At 63.3% G+C, this 15,391-nt stretch carries 14 protein-coding genes; 9 read left to right on the forward strand and 5 right to left on the reverse strand.

Features of this window, described 5'->3' with window-relative positions; genetic code table 11:
* Positions 1 to 247: 247 nt before the first annotated feature.
* Positions 248 to 1,150, reverse strand: a complete 903-nt coding sequence (locus tag PPGU16_RS38570; RefSeq protein ID WP_180726051.1) for a LysR family transcriptional regulator — start codon at positions 1,148 to 1,150, stop codon at positions 248 to 250.
* Positions 1,151 to 1,265: 115 nt separating this feature from the next.
* Here PPGU16_RS38570 and PPGU16_RS38575 point away from each other — a divergent pair, with 115 nt between their 5' ends.
* From PPGU16_RS38575 to proP, 5 genes are all read left to right on the forward strand, one after another.
* Positions 1,266 to 2,468 carry an MFS transporter gene (locus tag PPGU16_RS38575; RefSeq protein ID WP_180726052.1) on the forward strand — a complete coding sequence of 401 codons (1,203 nt, stop codon included), beginning with the start codon at positions 1,266 to 1,268 and terminating at the stop codon, positions 2,466 to 2,468.
* Positions 2,469 to 2,629: 161 nt separating this feature from the next.
* Complete coding sequence (gene dkgB / locus PPGU16_RS38580; protein WP_180726053.1) at positions 2,630 to 3,436, forward strand: 2,5-didehydrogluconate reductase DkgB; 807 nt, start codon at positions 2,630 to 2,632, stop codon at positions 3,434 to 3,436.
* A 67-nt stretch (positions 3,437 to 3,503) separates the two neighbouring features.
* The gene (locus tag PPGU16_RS38585; protein ID WP_180726054.1) at positions 3,504 to 4,619 is read left to right on the forward strand and encodes an alkene reductase; all 1,116 of its coding nucleotides are present in this window, start codon (positions 3,504 to 3,506) and stop codon (positions 4,617 to 4,619) included.
* A gap of 24 nt (positions 4,620 to 4,643) precedes the next feature.
* The gene (locus PPGU16_RS38590; RefSeq protein WP_180726055.1) at positions 4,644 to 5,069 is read left to right on the forward strand and encodes an SRPBCC family protein; all 426 of its coding nucleotides are present in this window, start codon (positions 4,644 to 4,646) and stop codon (positions 5,067 to 5,069) included.
* Positions 5,070 to 5,465: 396 nt separating this feature from the next.
* Positions 5,466 to 6,932: a glycine betaine/L-proline transporter ProP gene (gene proP / locus PPGU16_RS38595; protein WP_180726056.1), complete on the forward strand. Its 1,467-nt coding sequence runs from the start codon at positions 5,466 to 5,468 to the stop codon at positions 6,930 to 6,932.
* Positions 6,933 to 7,013: 81 nt separating this feature from the next.
* Here the strand turns inward: proP and PPGU16_RS38600 are convergent, their stop codons facing one another.
* Together PPGU16_RS38600 and PPGU16_RS38605 are read right to left on the reverse strand one after the other, a co-directional pair.
* Positions 7,014 to 7,973 (reverse strand): quinone oxidoreductase family protein, encoded by a 960-nt coding sequence (locus PPGU16_RS38600; protein ID WP_180726057.1) that lies wholly within the window; start codon positions 7,971 to 7,973, stop codon positions 7,014 to 7,016.
* Positions 7,970 to 8,254, reverse strand: coding sequence for a hypothetical protein (locus tag PPGU16_RS38605; RefSeq protein ID WP_180726058.1), 285 nt, complete (start codon positions 8,252 to 8,254; stop codon positions 7,970 to 7,972). The genes PPGU16_RS38600 and PPGU16_RS38605 overlap by 4 nt, the downstream gene beginning before the upstream one ends.
* Before the next feature lie 94 nt (positions 8,255 to 8,348).
* On the opposite strand from PPGU16_RS38605, the gene PPGU16_RS38610 reads away from it, so the two are divergent.
* Positions 8,349 to 9,155, forward strand: coding sequence for an AraC family transcriptional regulator (locus tag PPGU16_RS38610; RefSeq protein WP_180726059.1), 807 nt, complete (start codon positions 8,349 to 8,351; stop codon positions 9,153 to 9,155).
* A 78-nt stretch (positions 9,156 to 9,233) separates the two neighbouring features.
* Here the strand turns inward: PPGU16_RS38610 and PPGU16_RS38615 are convergent, their stop codons facing one another.
* Positions 9,234 to 10,568 (reverse strand): aminotransferase-like domain-containing protein, encoded by a 1,335-nt coding sequence (locus tag PPGU16_RS38615; protein WP_180726060.1) that lies wholly within the window; start codon positions 10,566 to 10,568, stop codon positions 9,234 to 9,236.
* Between the two features lie 85 nt (positions 10,569 to 10,653).
* Here PPGU16_RS38615 and PPGU16_RS38620 point away from each other — a divergent pair, with 85 nt between their 5' ends.
* Entirely contained in the window at positions 10,654 to 11,271 is a 618-nt protein-coding gene (locus PPGU16_RS38620) for a DJ-1/PfpI family protein (protein WP_180727229.1), read from the forward strand.
* Between the two features lie 246 nt (positions 11,272 to 11,517).
* A complete protein-coding gene (locus PPGU16_RS38625) occupies positions 11,518 to 13,410 on the forward strand; it encodes a methyl-accepting chemotaxis protein (protein ID WP_180726061.1) in 1,893 nt (630 codons plus the stop codon).
* A 34-nt stretch (positions 13,411 to 13,444) separates the two neighbouring features.
* On the opposite strand, the gene PPGU16_RS38630 is transcribed toward PPGU16_RS38625, so the two are convergent.
* A complete protein-coding gene (locus PPGU16_RS38630; protein WP_243460707.1) occupies positions 13,445 to 14,068 on the reverse strand; it encodes a TetR/AcrR family transcriptional regulator in 624 nt (207 codons plus the stop codon).
* A gap of 206 nt (positions 14,069 to 14,274) precedes the next feature.
* Here PPGU16_RS38630 and PPGU16_RS38635 point away from each other — a divergent pair, with 206 nt between their 5' ends.
* A complete protein-coding gene (locus PPGU16_RS38635; protein WP_180726062.1) occupies positions 14,275 to 15,372 on the forward strand; it encodes an AbrB family transcriptional regulator in 1,098 nt (365 codons plus the stop codon).
* Positions 15,373 to 15,391 lie beyond the last annotated feature (19 nt).

The following is a 15,391-nucleotide window of genomic DNA, read 5'->3' on the forward strand; positions in this document are numbered from 1 at the left end:
TTGCCTTCGTTTAGAGAGTTGCGAAGTCGACGGCAGGCGCAGCAACGCTTGCGCAAAGCGCCGGTGAACGCGCCTGATCGCCGTTGGAGACATTGCTCGTGCGACCATCGTCGAGACGGATTGTAGGTTTGGAAAACGAACGCCAGAAGCACCGCGAACGCGTTCACCATGTTGCCCGCACGACAACAATACGCGGTGACGCGAGAAGGGAATTTGCAGAGAGATGAAGCGGGGACGACCGTGAAGACTAGCGCGCGAACTCCGTCGTCTTTGCCGCCTCGGCCAGATAATCGACGAACGAAGCAATGCGCGCCGATATCGCCGTGTTGCGATAGTAGACAGCATTGATCGGTTGCCGCACGTCCTGCGTCTGCCGCGCAAACAACTGGACGAGGCGACCTTCGCGACGGTCGCGGCCCGTCATGAAATCGGACAGGCAAACGATGCCCGCGCTTTCCAGCGCCAGTTGCCGCAGCGTTTCGCCGCTCGAGGACGCGATGGCCGGCTCGATCCGATACGGCTCCTTATCCGGCCCGACCAGCGGCCACACGTTGAGCGACTCGGGCTGCGTAAATCCCAGCAGCGAGTGCTTCGCCAGATCGTCCACGCGTTTCGGATGACCGTGCGCCTTCAGATACTCGGGCGTGGCCAGTATCCGGATGCGACTGCTGCCCACAGGCCGGCTATGCAGCGTCGAATCTTTAAGCTGCCCGATCCGGATCGCGACGTCGGTGCGGCGTTCGAGCAGATCGATGATGCCTTCGTTGCTGTTCAGCTCCAGTTCGACCTGCGGATAGCGCGCGCGATAACCCGCGATGAGCGGCACGATGACATGCAGCATGAACGGCGTGGCCGCGTCGACGCGCAAACGTCCGGAAGGCCGCTCGCGGCGCGCGGCGAGTTGCTCTTCGGCGTTCTCGACTGCATCGATGATCTCGCGCGCGTTTTGCAGAAAGGCCTTGCCCTCTTCCGTCAGTTCGAGGCGCCGCGTGGTCCGGCGCAGCAGCGTGGTTTGGAGCTTCTCCTCGAGCCGTCCCAAGGAGCGGCTCGCGCCCGACACGGTCTGATCCAGTTGCTCGGCAGCGGCCGTGATCGAACCTGTGTCGACCACGGTCGCGAAGGTCTGCAGTTCGTCGAGAGTGACTTTCATACTTGATTTGAAATCAAAAGTGTTTCCTTTATAGACCAGTTTTTCTGCAAAAGTAAAGCGGGCACACTTCGTCCATCCGTTAAAGCCTTTCCACAAAGCTTCCTGGTAGACGACCATGCCACTTGCCCTCTTCGCGCTGACTCTCAGCGCCTTTGCCATCGGGACGACCGAGTTCGTCATCGTCGGACTCATCCCGACGATCGCCGGCGATCTCGGCGTCACGCTCCCCTCTGCGGGTCTGCTCGTCAGCCTGTATGCATTGAGCGTCGCCATCGGCGCGCCGCTGTTGACCGCGCTGACAGGACGTGTGCCGCGCAAGACCTTGCTGATCGCGCTGATGGCGCTCTTCACGATCGGCAATCTGGTCGCGTGGCGCGCGCCTTCGTATGAATCGCTCGTCGTTGCCCGGATTCTGACGGGGCTCGCGCACGGCGTGTTCTTCTCGGTCGGCTCGATCATCGCGACGACGCTCGTGCCGAAAGAGAAATCCGCCAGCGCCATTGCCACGATGTTCAGCGGCATGACCGTCGCGTTCGTCGCGGGCATTCCCCTCGGCACCTTCATCGGCCAGCATTTCGGCTGGCGCGCGACGTTTCTCGTCGTCGCGCTGTTCGGCTTCGTCGCGATGCTCGGCGCGCTGTTGTTCATGCCGAACAACCTGCCGCACAAGCGTCCCGCTCCGCTTGCCCAGCAGGCTCGCGTGATCGTGCATCCGCGCCTTTTGCTGGTGTATGCGATGACGGCCGTCGGCTACGGCGGCTCGCTGATCGCCTTCACGTTCATGGCGCCGATTCTCGAACAGATCACGGGATTCACGCCGTCGCAGGTCAGCATGGTGCTCGTCGCGTACGGCGTTTCCGTCGCGGCCGGCAACGTGTGGGGCGGCAAGCTCGCCGACGCGCAAGGGCCCGTGAAGGCATTGAAGCGCATCTTCCTGTTGCTCGCTGCCGTGTTGCTGGTATTCACGTTCACGTCGCACAACGCGTGGCTCGCCGTGCTGACCATGCTCGCGTGGGGTGCTGTCGCGTTCGGCAACGTGCCGGGCCTTCAGGTGTATGTCGTCAAACAGGCGCAGCAGTTCGCGCCGCAAGCCACGGATGTCGCGTCGGGCTTCAACATCGCCGCGTTCAACCTGGGCGTGGCGGGCGGCTCGTCGCTGGGCGGCGCGATCGTCGCGCATCTTGGGCTCGGGCACACGCCGTGGATCGCCGCCGTCGTGACCTTGCTGGCGTTCGGCTTGACGGCGTGGAGCGGCAGTCTCGACCGTCGCGCCGGGCTCGCCGAGCGCACGGCCGAAGCCGTCGCGGTGACGCATTGAATGTGGATCGAAGCTGTCGAACAGGCACCGGAAGCGACGATCGGCTCTTGACTTGAAATCAAGTTTCTTTCCCGTTTCAAGCGGTTTTTCGGATGAATCGAACGAGGCAGAATGAACCTCGTTCATCGGCAAACGAATCTATCAAACTGGGAGTATTCACCATGAGTCACATTCCGGCATTCGGTCTCGGTACATTTCGGCTGCAAGGCCAGGTCGTCATCGATTCGGTGCGCAACGGCCTCGAACTGGGCTATCGCACCATCGACACCGCGCAGATCTACGGCAATGAAGCCGAAGTCGGCGAAGCGATCGCCGCTTCGGGCGTTGCGCGCAACGAGTTGTTTCTGACGACGAAAATCTGGGTCGACAACTACTCGCGCAGCAAACTCGTCCCGAGCCTCAAGGACAGCCTGACGAAGTTGCGCACCGATCACGTCGACCTGACACTGATCCATTGGCCCGCACCGGACAACGGCGTGCCGCTCGAAGAATTCATGAGCGCGCTCGCGGATGCAAAGGCGCAAGGGCTCACGCGCCAGATCGGCATTTCGAACTTCAACATCGAACTGACGAAGCAGGCCATTGCAGTGGTCGGCAAAGACAGCATCGCGACCAATCAGATCGAACTGAGTCCGTATCTGCAGAACCGCAAGCTCGTCGAATTCCTCTCCGAACAAGGCATTCATGTCACGTCGTACATGACACTCGCCTACGGCAAGGTGCTGAAGGACCCGGTTATCGGCGCAATCGCAAAACGGCACGACGCCACGCCGGCGCAAGTCGCGCTCGCCTGGGCGCTGCAACTGGGCTATGCGGTGATTCCGTCATCGACGAAGCGCGAGAACCTCGCCAGCAACCTGCTCGCGCAACAGCTGAAGCTCACAGACGACGACATGGCGCAGATCGCAGCCCTCGAACGCAATGGCCGCGAAGTCAGCCCCGCCGGTCTCGCGCCTGTCTGGGACTAACGCGTCACCACGCAATCACGCTCGACGCTCGTAGCGAACATGCCGCGAGCGTCGCAAGGAACCGCACATGAAGAACGACCCGCTTTTCGAACCCCTCACGCTTGGCGCGCTCACCCTTCCCAACCGGATCGTGATGCCGCCGATGACGCGCTCGCGCGCCAGCCAGCCCGGCGACGAAGCCAACGATCTGATGGCCGCCTACTATGCGCAACGCGCAAGCGCCGGTCTGATCGTCAGCGAAGGCACCTACATTTCGCCGCTCGCGAAAGGCTATGCATGGACGCCCGGCATTCACACGCAGGCGCAGATAGACGGCTGGCGCAAGGTCACGACGGCTGTCCACGAAGCGGGCGGCCGCATCTTTGCGCAGTTGTGGCATGTCGGCAGATTGAGCCATACGAGCCTGCTCGGCGGCGAACAGCCGGTGTCGTCATCCGCGATTCAGGCACAGGGCGTCAACGTGTTCATAGCGAGCGACGGCAGCAACGTGCCTGGCTTCGTGCAGGCATCGGCGCCGCGCGCGCTGAGCACGACGGAAATCGCCGATGTGGTCGGGCAGTATCGGGACGCGGCGCGCAACGCGATGCTCGCGGGCTTCGACGGCGTCGAACTGCATGCGGCCAACGGCTACCTCGTCAATCAGTTCATCGATTCCGAAGCGAATCACCGCACGGATGAATACGGTGGATCGCTGGAGAATCGCCTGCGGTTTCTGGACGACGTCACGCGTGCGCTGATCGACGGAACGGGCGACGCGCAGCGCGTCGGCATCCGGCTCGCGCCGCTGACCACGCTGAACGGATGCGTCGATGCGGACCCGGAAACGACCTACATCGCAGCCGCGAAGCTGCTCGGCGAAATCGGCGTTGCGTACATCCATATCGCGGAAGCCGATTGGGACGATGCGCCGCATATGCCCGTCGAGTTCAAGCAGCGCATCCGGCAAGCCTATCCGGGCACGCTGATCTATGCGGGGAAATACACGGCGGAGCGTGCTCGCGAAGCCATCGCCGCAGGTTGGGCCGATCTCATTGCATTTGGCCGCCCCTTCGTTGCGAATCCCGATCTGCCGCAGCGTCTGCGCAGTGGGGCTGATCTTGCCACGCATCATCGCGACACGCTGTTTGGCGGCGACGCGCGAGGGCTCACGGATTATCCCGCTCTCACGGGCACGAACGACTGACGAACAACTGGGAAACGAAACAACATGGCAAGCGTTAGCGTATCGATAGACATTGCTGTATCAGCAGAAAATGCGTGGTCCGTGGTCGGCGACTTCGACGGTTTGCCACGCTGGCTCGAACTCATTCGCTCGTCGCGGCTGTCGGACGGTGGACGGGTTCGACATCTCGAAGCAGTGAACGGATTGTCGATCGTCGAAAGGCTGCTCGATCACAGCGATCAGAACCTGCAATACCTTTACACGATCCTCGAAGGTCCGGACCCTGTGGCGGATTACACCGCGTCGATGTCGTTGCGCAGGATCGACGCGCATCGCACCACGGTGACATGGGCGAGCCGCTTCGAGCCAAACGACCCGAACGAGGCGGAGTCGCTCACCGCACACTATCGGAGCCTGTATCTGGCGGGGCTGACGCGCCTCAAGGCGGTGCTGGAAGCGAGCAGCCGCTGAACTGTTCGAACGGGGGCGCTCTGGTTGCGCGGGCGCTTCCGTATGTGTGATTTCAGCCTGAGTTTCCGTCAGTTTGCAATCTCGCGTGTAACGCGCACTTCCGTGAGCCGCTATCGCTTGTGCGTCATCGGATGTCGCAAGCCTGATCGTCACGCGCTGCGATAACCCGGCCCCATCAACCAAATTCGCCTCCTGTCGTTTTCCGCCGGTTTCCGGACGCATGAGCGACGGCCCGGTCGTGGCCATATCAGCACACTCTACTTGATGATTTTGCCTCGCGTGTTCGACGCGAAGGCATTCCACAGCCCACTGGCGCCCCACTACGCGATCGGCATCGGTTCGGTCGCATGCCTGCTGCATCCGACGGGTTCGCCGCGCAATCATGGAGTGTGTCAATTGAGCCAATCGCAAGCGCGCATCGCAAGCCGCGATTCTTCAAGCCCGTCGCTCACGCTCGACGACATCACGATCGTCGACCACAGCCTGCTGAAACGTGCCGTCGGCGCCATGGCGCTCGGCAACGCCATGGAATGGTTCGATTTCGGCGTGTACAGCTATATCGCTGTCACGCTCGGCAAAGTGTTCTTCCCGTCGAGCAGTCCGTCCGCGCAGTTGATCGCGACCTTCGGCACGTTCGCCGCCGCGTTCCTCGTGCGCCCCATCGGCGGCATGGTGTTTGGCCCGCTCGGCGACCGCATCGGCCGTCAGCGCGTGCTCGCGATGACGATGATCATGATGGCCGTCGGCACCTTCGCGATCGGCCTGATTCCGAGCTACGGCTCGATCGGCATACTCGCGCCCGCGCTGCTGCTCGTTGCGCGTCTGGTGCAGGGCTTTTCGACGGGCGGCGAGTATGGCGGCGCCGCCACCTTCATCGCCGAGTTTGCGACGGATCGCCGCCGTGGCTTTGCAGGCAGTTTCCTCGAATTCGGCACGCTGGTCGGCTATATCCTCGGCGCCGGCACGGTTGCCGTGCTGACGGCGACGCTGTCGCAGGAAGCGCTGCTGTCGTGGGGCTGGCGTGTGCCGTTCTTCATCGCGGGTCCGCTGGGTCTGGTCGGCCTGTATATCCGGATGAAGCTCGAAGAAACGCCCGCCTTCAAGAAGGAAGCGGAAGCGCGTGAAGCGGACGAATTGTCCCGTCCGAAGCAGAGCTTCGTCGAACTGCTCGCGCAGCAATGGAAGCCGCTGCTGCTGTGCGTCGGCCTCGTACTGATCTTCAACGTGACCGATTACATGGCGTTGTCGTATCTGCCGAGCTATCTGTCGGCGACGCTGCACTTCAACGAATCGCACGGCCTGTTCCTCGTGCTGCTCGTGATGGTGCTGATGATGCCGATGACGCTCTACGCGGGTCACCTGTCGGACAAGATCGGCCGCAAGCCCGTCATGCTGCTCGGCTGCGTGGGTCTGTTCGTGCTGTCGATTCCCGCGCTGCTGCTGATCCGTGTCGGCACGGTGCTGCCTGTGTTCAGCGGCCTGCTGATTCTCGGCACGCTGCTGTCGACGTTCACGGGTGTCATGCCGTCGTCACTGCCCGCACTCTTCCCAACGAAGATCCGTTACGGCGCGCTCGCGATCGGCTTCAATGTGTCAGTGTCGCTGTTCGGTGGCACCACGCCGCTGGTTGCTGCATGGCTCGTAGACAGTACCGGTGACGCGATGATGCCCGCCTACTACCTGATGGGCGCATCGATCATCGGTATCGTGTCGGTGCTCGCGCTGCGCGAGACTTCATGCAAGCCGTTGCTCGGCTCGGGTCCCTGCGTGGCGACCCACGCGGAAGCGATGAGCCTCGTTCGCGGGGCCCAGCGTGCTCGCGCTGGGAAGAAGCGGCTGGCGATAGTGCGGGAGCGTGCGTAGCGGCCCAGTTAGCGTCCAGCAAGCATCCGTCCGCCGAGGCCAGAGCACGGCGCTACGTCGAACCTGCAGCAGGCCATTTCGTCACGGCCGCATCGTGAACACAGTCCGCGCCCGCCCTGCATCGGCCTGCCAATGCGTTGCCAGCTCAGCGAGCGGAACTGCCTGAGTCGCGATGTCCAGACGAGCCGCCAACGCAGCGTGCAGCACCTCGCTGATTGCAAGCAGCAAACGTTCGAACGGAACGCTACCAATGCCGCTGCCAAGCAAGCTGATCGCCGACGCGCGCAGCACGGCGCCCGGCAATTCGAGCGTCGCGCCGCCAATCGAGCCGATCTGCACGAAGCGCATCGGGTAGCCGTCGGGCAGCGAACGGGCCGCGCCCGTCAGCAACGCTTGCGCACTCGGTCCCCACAGGTAGTCGAGCACCACATCGACGCCCGCGCGGAAATGAGACTCGACCGCGCGATGCAGCGCCGCTTCGTCCTGATCGAGCGAAACGACATGGTCGGCGCCGAGCGCCTTCAACTCGCTGAGCGTCTGCGGATGACGCCCCGTCGCGATCACGTTCGCCGCGCCCCGGTGCTTCGCGATCTGCACTGCCAGTCGTCCCGACGCACCCGTCGCGCCATTGATGAGCACCGTCTCGCCCGCCACGAACTTCGCGCGTTCAGTGAGCGCCGCCCACGACGACATGCCCGGAATCGCCATCGCTGCGGCCGTAACGGGATCGAGCGTCTCGGGAATGATGAAGCATTGCGCTTCCGGCACGAGCGTGCGCTGCGCGAGACCGCCCGCTGGCTCCTTCGGCCCGAAGAAATAGACACGCTTGCCGTCTTCGCGGCGGCCAACGCCGTCGATGCCCGCAACGAACGGAAAACGTCCCGTCGCGGAGTAATGCGCGCCGGACGCCTTCGCGCGCGTCACGTGACTCAACGCGGAAGCTTCGACATCGATCAGCACGTGACCCGCTTCGGCCACGGGCGCATCGAACTCGGCGTAGACGGGCATCTGACCCGCTTGCGTAACGACGGCCGCTTTCATGATTGCACCTCGGCGGAAAGCACACGCGTCATCTGCGCATCGATCCACTCGCGCAGTTCGGGGTCGCGAATCGCGAGTACCTCGAAAAGCCCCGTTGCGTGCAACGCGGACAAAGCATCGACGATATCGGCGGCGGCCTGCGCGCGCGCCGTCTCGCTCGCGTGTGTATCGCTCCACACGCGCGCATTCGCGAGAAACGCCGCGACGGTGCCCTTGCGGATCGACGTGCCGCGAACGTCGATATGATCGGCGTGGTCGGGAAGAAGCTGTTCGGCTCGCATCGACTGAACTCCTCGTAGTGGTGATGCGGCCAGTCTAGGTCTGCAGGATCGGCCCGTCTCAGGTATAAAGGCCATTCGATACGGTTTTCCGGCCATGACCACTCCGCTGATTCGTCCCGAACTCGTCCTGTCGTCGGATGGGCCTTTTCTGGCTGCCGCCGAACTCACGCAACGCGAGTCACGCGCGACGTCGTCGCACAGCCATGCGCGCGGGCAGTTGATGGGCGCGCTGAGCGGCCTCGTTTCGGTCGGCGTGAACCGTCAGCAATGGGTCGTGCCCGCGATTCACGCGATCTGGATTCCGCCGCACTGCGAGCATTCGGTGCGCTCGCACGGGCCGTTCTCGGGGTGGAGTGTGTTCATCGCGGAGCAACGGTGCGCGGCGCTGCCGCCCGAGCCTCGCGCAATCCGCACCACGCCGCTGCTGCGCGCCGCCGTCAGACGCGCGGCAAGCTGGGACGGCATGCAACTCGACGCGCAGCAGGCGCGCATCGCGGACGTGATACTCGATGAGCTGGCGGCATCGAAAGCCGAATCGCTCGGACTGCCCGCGCCTGAAGACGCGCGGCTCGCGCGCATCACGGATGCGCTCGCCCGCGATCTGTCCGATTCGCGCCGCCTCGAAGAATGGGCCGAATGGGCCGGGCTGTCGCCGCGCACGTTGAGCCGAAGGTTCAGCGCGGAAACGGGGATGAGCTTCGCGCAGTGGCGCGCGCAGGCACGCTTGCTGCGCGCGCTGGAACTCGTCGCCGAAGGCATCAGCGTGACGACCATCGCGCTCGAACTGGGCTACGACAACGTGAGCGCGTTTATCGACATGTTCAAGCGGGCGACGGGCACCACGCCGGGACGCTATGCCGCCGCGAAGCCGGGACTCACCGACGACGAGGCCGGGCCGTGACTAGAACGGCTTATCCACATTGCGTCTGCGTGGACTCATGCACGTGCCTGAGCGACGTGTGACGCGCACGCACCTCGTTCAATACGCGTATCCGCTTATCACCCGCCTGACCGTCTCCAGCGATTCACGCAGCACATCCAGTTCGACGGAACCCAACGCAAGGCGGACGGCATGCGGCACATGATGCGAAGTCGCGTAAGGCTCGGCTGTCGACACTGAGATCTGTTCGCGCATGAGCGCCGCGGCAACCTGGTCAGCGCGCACTTCGTCCGACAACGGCAGCCAGACGAAATACGACGACGGGTGACGAACGCAATTCAGGCCTGCGAGAATCTCGGCGGCCATCGATTGCCGGATCTTCGCGTCGCGGCGCTTCTCCGCTTCCAGCCGCTCGACGGTGCCATCGTCGAGCCACGCGCATGCGATCGACGTCATCACGCCGGGCGTATTCCACGTCGTCGCCCGGATGATCCGCTCGATGGCTTTCATCGATTCAGCGGACGCCACGACAAACCCCACCCGCAACCCGGTGGCAATGTTCTTCGAAAAGCCGGACACGTACACGGCCGTTTCCGGCGCAAGCGCGGCGAGCGGCGCGGGCGGCGTGTCGGCGAGAAACGCGTACGCCGCGTCTTCGATGATCAATAGCCCATGCCGGCGCGCAATCGATACGAGTTGCCTGCGCCATTGCGCGCCCGTCACCCAACCGAGCGGATTGTGCAGCGTCGGCATCACGTACACGGCGCGCACGCGCCGGGTCCTGCACAATCGTTCGAGCGCGTCGAGGTCGAATCCTTGCCCGCTCGCCTGGATCGGCGCCAGCTCCAGGCGACAGGCCTCGGCCAGCACCTTGAAACCCGGGTACGTCAACGTGTCCACTGCGACCACGTCGCCGGGGCCGAGCAACGCCATCACGGTTGCGGCCAGGCCCGCTTGCGCGCCATTCACGAGCGATACCTGTTCCCAACCGACTTTCAGTCCCCTGCTCGCCAGATGACGCGCCACCGCCGCGCGTTCGTGCTGGCGTCCGCCATGCGGCTGATAACGAAGCAGGCTTTCGAGATCGCCGGATGCGGCAAGCTGGCGCAACGCGCTGCGCAACAGATCGGCCTGGCCGGGCAGCGCCGGATAGTTGAAGTTGAGGTCGACCATGCCCGCCGCGAGCGCGAACTGATCGATGCCCTGTCTGGGCGGCAACGAGATTTCCCGCACGAACGTGCCGCGCCCCGTCTCGCCGCTGACGAGACCCATCGCCGCGAGCTCGGCGTAGACCCGCGTTGCCGTGACGAGCGCGAGGCCGTGCGCCGACGCGAGCTGCCGATGGGTCGGCAGGCGCGTGCCGGCGCGCAGGCGTCCCGAGCGGATATCCGCGGCGAGCGTATCGACGAGTTCCTTGTACCGGGGCTGAGCCATCTGCAGATGTATCCATGACAATTATTTGATTGTAATGGACTCTGCGCATAGCATGTCCTCATCACACTCCCTGGCGGCGGACATCATGCACATCGCGATTCTCACTTTCGAAGGCTTCAACGAACTCGATTCGCTGATTGCGCTCGGCATTCTCAACCGGATCAGGAAGCCGGACTGGCGCGTGTCGATTGCGACGCCGCATGCGCGCGTGAAGTCGATGAACGGCGTGGTGATCGAAGGGCAGATCGCGCTGCACGAGGCGAATGCTGCGGATGCAGTGATCGTTGGTAGTGGCGTGATGACGCGAAACGTCGTCGCCGATCAAACGTTGATGGCGCAGATGCAATTCGATCCGTCACGGCAACTGCTGGGCGCGCAATGCTCGGGGACGCTCATTCTGGCGAAGCTCGGGCTGCTCGACGGCGTGCCCGCGTGCACGGACCTGACGACGAAACCGTGGGTCGAGGAAGCCGGTGTAGACGTGCTGAATCAGCCGTTCGTCGCACGCGGCAACGTCGCGACTGCGGGCGGATGTCTTGCGTCCCAGTATCTGGCTGCGTGGATCATTGCGCGCTTCGAAGGCGTCGATGCCGCTGCGAGCGCGATGCATCACGTCGCGCCTGTCGGCGAAAAGGACGAGTACGTCGCGCGGGCGATGCGCAATATCACGCCTTTTCTGCAAGAGACGAACGCGGCCGTATAAGTGCCGCGCTTTTAACCCGTTTGCCGCTTCTCCGTCATCGAAATCGCGACACGATTCCCACGCGATACGACATGAAAAAAGGTACGAAAAAGTCACTAGAAAAATAAATCGAATCCAGCACCCGATCCGCTCAAGCCGCCCCGATATCGGCCGACAACCAACGTAGTCAACGATGCGCATTGCTTCGTCTTCAGCGCAACGCGAGTCGATATCGGTTGGTAGTTCGTCATTGGGGCAGAGGTCATTTTGAAGCTTACGGATTCGATCGCATTCAAATTCAGCGCGGCATCGGGCGCCGCGCTCGCAGTCACGGTTCTACTTCTCACGACGGTCGGCGCATTGAACGTGCGCCATCAGGCTGTCGACGAGTTCGAGCAATCCAGTCACGCCAGAATCGTCCAGGCCGACGAATCGCTCGATGTGAGCTTCAAGGAAGTCGAACAGAACCTCACGTATCTGACGCAGACGGCGCAGCTGAAAGCCGCCGACCAGAGCGTCACCGACTATCTGAACCACGGCGGCCAGATGACGCCGGACAAGAACGGCGAAATCGAAAAGACCATTTTCGCGTTGCTCAAGCAGTTCGGCGATACGCATCCCAACATGCGGTATCTCGACATCGGCACGCATTGGGGCGGCTATGTGCAATGGCCGATCGAAAGCCTGAACGGCGAGCACTACGATCCGCGCGTCAGGCCGTGGTATCAGCTGGCGATGACGGCGCCCGACCGTGTGGTGCGGCCCGCGCCTTATCTGAGCGCGGCCGGTTCCGGCGGCGCGATCATTCCGTTCGCGCGCGTCGTGAAGGACAGCAAGGACGAGATTCTCGGCGTGCTCGAAGGCGACATCTCGCTCGATGACTTCGCGCGGCTCACCAGCGGCATCCAGTTCGGCAAGACCGGCTATCTGCTCGTCACGGACAGCAGCGGAAAAATCCTGATCGATCCGCGCGAGAAGAAACACGAGTTCAAGGAACTCAAGGGCCTGGGCGGCGGATACGAACAACTGTCCAACGGCAGCGACGGGCTCGTTCGCATCGAGATGGACGGCGTCGATTATCAGTCGTTCATCTACACGTCGCCGAAGAACGGCTGGAAGTACTACGCGCTCGTGCCCGAATCGGAAATGATGGCGGCTGCCAACCGGCTCACGTGGACGTTGATCGGAATGGGGCTGCTGGTGCTCGTGGTTGCCGTGCTCATCATGATTGCACTCGGCCGCCGGATGACCGATCCCATTCGCAACCTTGCCAACTCGATGCACGAAATCGCATCCGGCGACGGTGACATGACGCGTCGTCTGCCTCAACTCAGCAACGACGAAGTCGGCCATCTCGCGAAGCAGTTCAATGCATTCGTCGAAAAGCTGCATGGCGTGCTGCTGAAGGTGAGGACGAACAGCCGTCATCTCGAACTTGCTGCGAGTGAAGTGTCGGCGGGCAATCTCGATCTGTCGTCGCGAACCGAACAACAGGCTGCGTCGATCCAGCAAACGGCGGCCAGCATGGAAGAACTGGCGGGCACGGTGCGCGGCACGGCCGATCAGGCGACGACGGCCAATGCCGTGGCTGCGGGCGCGGTGGATGCCGCGCGGCGCGGCAACGAGGCCGTCGCAGGCGCGGCGAAGACGATGAACGCGGCCGTCGAACAATCGGGCCGCATCGTCGGCATTGTCGGGATGATCGAGGGCATCGCGTTCCAGACGAACATCCTGGCGTTGAATGCGGCTGTCGAATCGGCGCGTGCAGGCGAGAGCGGTCGGGGTTTCGCTGTCGTCGCCGCCGAAGTGCGCAACCTGGCCCAGCGTTCGACCAGCGCAGCCAAAGAGATCAAGGCACTGCTGGAGGCGTCCGTCGGCAATGTCGAAGCGGGTGCCGAACAGGTCAACCTGGCGGGCAAGACGATCGCCGAACTGACGGATGCCGTTTCGAACCTGGCCACGATTACCAGCGAAATCGCCGATTCCGCACGGGAGCAAAGCCGCGCGATCGGCGAGGTGAATCAGGCAGTGTCCCTGATGGACCAGTCGACCCAGCAGAACGCGGCGCTGGTGGAAGAGATTGCCGCCACGTCCGAATCGCTCAGCACGCAAGGCAAGGATCTGAACGCGACGGTTGGGTTCTTCAAGCTGGGTGCTTGAGGCGCGCGTCCGTTAGCGGCAAAGCGGCCCGCATTCAATGGCCGCTTTGCTCCGCCGCCGAGACGAGATACATGCGCACGAGTTGACGCATTTCGGCGAGCAGCGCGGCTCGCACCGACGATTCCTCATCGGCGATGCCTACGACGGCCTTGAGCATGTGAATCAGCACCACCGACATGACTTTCGCCTTCGCGGCGGGCAGCGCGGGCATCGCTTCGCACAGGAGTTCCGCCACACCGCCGCGCATGACCTTGCGAAAGCGCTTGCGTTCGTCCGCGCTACCGCCGCGCGCATCCATCAACGCGATTGCGAAACTGCGCTGCGACCGTAGCAACAGCATCATGTCGACGAATGCGTCGGCCACACGCTCCAGCGACATGCCGGGCACCTGTTGCTTCAGTTCGGTCAGCCCGTTCTTCACCTGCTGCGCGTAGTGCAGCAGCAATGCATCGGCAAGCGCCTCCTTGGTCGGAAAGAAGCGATACAGCGAGCCGATCGCCGTTCCCGAACGCGCCGCGATCTCGGTCATCGTGGCGGCATCGTAGCCCTTCTCCGTAAATACCTCGACGCCCGCGGCCATGATCGCGGCGACGCGCAGCCGCCCTCGTTCGCGTTTGGGTTCGGTGGCGCGCGCCGGGTCGGTCGATGGTGTGCTCATAGTGATTGCGGTTCGACGATATGCGAGGATTTGATAGGCATTCCTCGCATATTATCGCACTCCGTTTGCTACGCGTCGGGTTCATGCAATTAGCTGCAATGAGTGGTCATTTGACTTATGCGAGGGTATCCTCTAGTATGTTTTGCGAGGATAACCTCGCATTTAATTGTCACCGGTCGCACTGTTCATTCGTCATGTTCCAGAAAATGCTCCGCAAGCCTTTCGTGTGGATCGATCGTTCGCCGCGCGCCTTACAGTGGGCGGCGCTCATCGGGCTGTCGCTTGCGTTCGGCGCCGTGCTGGTTTGGCTCGATATTCCCGCCGCCATGTTGATCGGCCCGTTGCTCGCGGGGATCGTGGTCGCGGGTAGCGGTGCGAGGCTGCCGCTTTCGCGGCGCGCGTTCGTGCCTGTCCAGGGGCTGATCGGCTGCATGATCGCGAAGATGCTGCCGTCGTCGGCATCGATGGAGTTTGCCGTTCATTGGCCGCTGTTTGCCGCGGGCGTGTTCTCCGTCATCGCGGCCAGCGCGCTGCTCGGGTGGCTGCTGGTCCGCATGGATGTGCTGCCGGGCACGACCGCGTTGTGGGGCGTCAGTCCTGGCGCGGCGACGGTGATGACGCTGATGGCGGAATCGTTCGGCGCGGATGCGCAGCTGGTCGCTGTCATGCAGTACCTCAGGGTGCTGATCGTGGCCGCCGTGGCGTCCGTGCTCGCCCGGATCGTCGGAGGGAGCGCGCCCCACGCGGCGCACGTCGTCGCGTGGTTCGCGCCCGTCACGGTCATGCCGCTCATCCAGACGCTTGCACTCGCGTTAGTTGGCTCGCTCGTTGGGCAACGCTTGCGCATTCCACTCGGGCCCATGCTCGTCACGATCGTCGCGGGCGTAGTGCTCGCGCATCACGGCTGGCTCACGATCGAACTGCCACGCTGGCTGCTCGCCGTTGCCTACGCATTCGTCGGCTGGCGCATCGGCCTGAGGTTCACCCGGCCGCTGCTCGCGCATGCGGTGAAGGCGCTGCCGCGTCTGATCGCGTGCTCGATCGCGTTGATCGCGATTTGCGCGGGCATCGGCGGCGCGCTCGTCGTGACGGCGGGCGTCGATCCGCTGACCGCGTATCTGGCGACGAGTCCGGGCGGCGCGGATTCGGTGGCGATCATCGCGGCATCGAGCAACGTCGACGTGCGCTTCGTCATGGCGATGCAGATGGCCCGCTTCGTCGCCGTGCTCCTGATCGGCCCGGCGGCAGCGCGCTTCATTGCAAAGCGCGTGCATTCGGCAATCGATCGATCTGGGTCTTTGTAAAACGCCCCTTTTCTCTCCC

Origin of the sequence: Paraburkholderia largidicola (genome assembly GCF_013426895.1) — a bacterium.
Classification (GTDB): Bacteria; Pseudomonadota; Gammaproteobacteria; order Burkholderiales; family Burkholderiaceae; genus Paraburkholderia; species Paraburkholderia largidicola.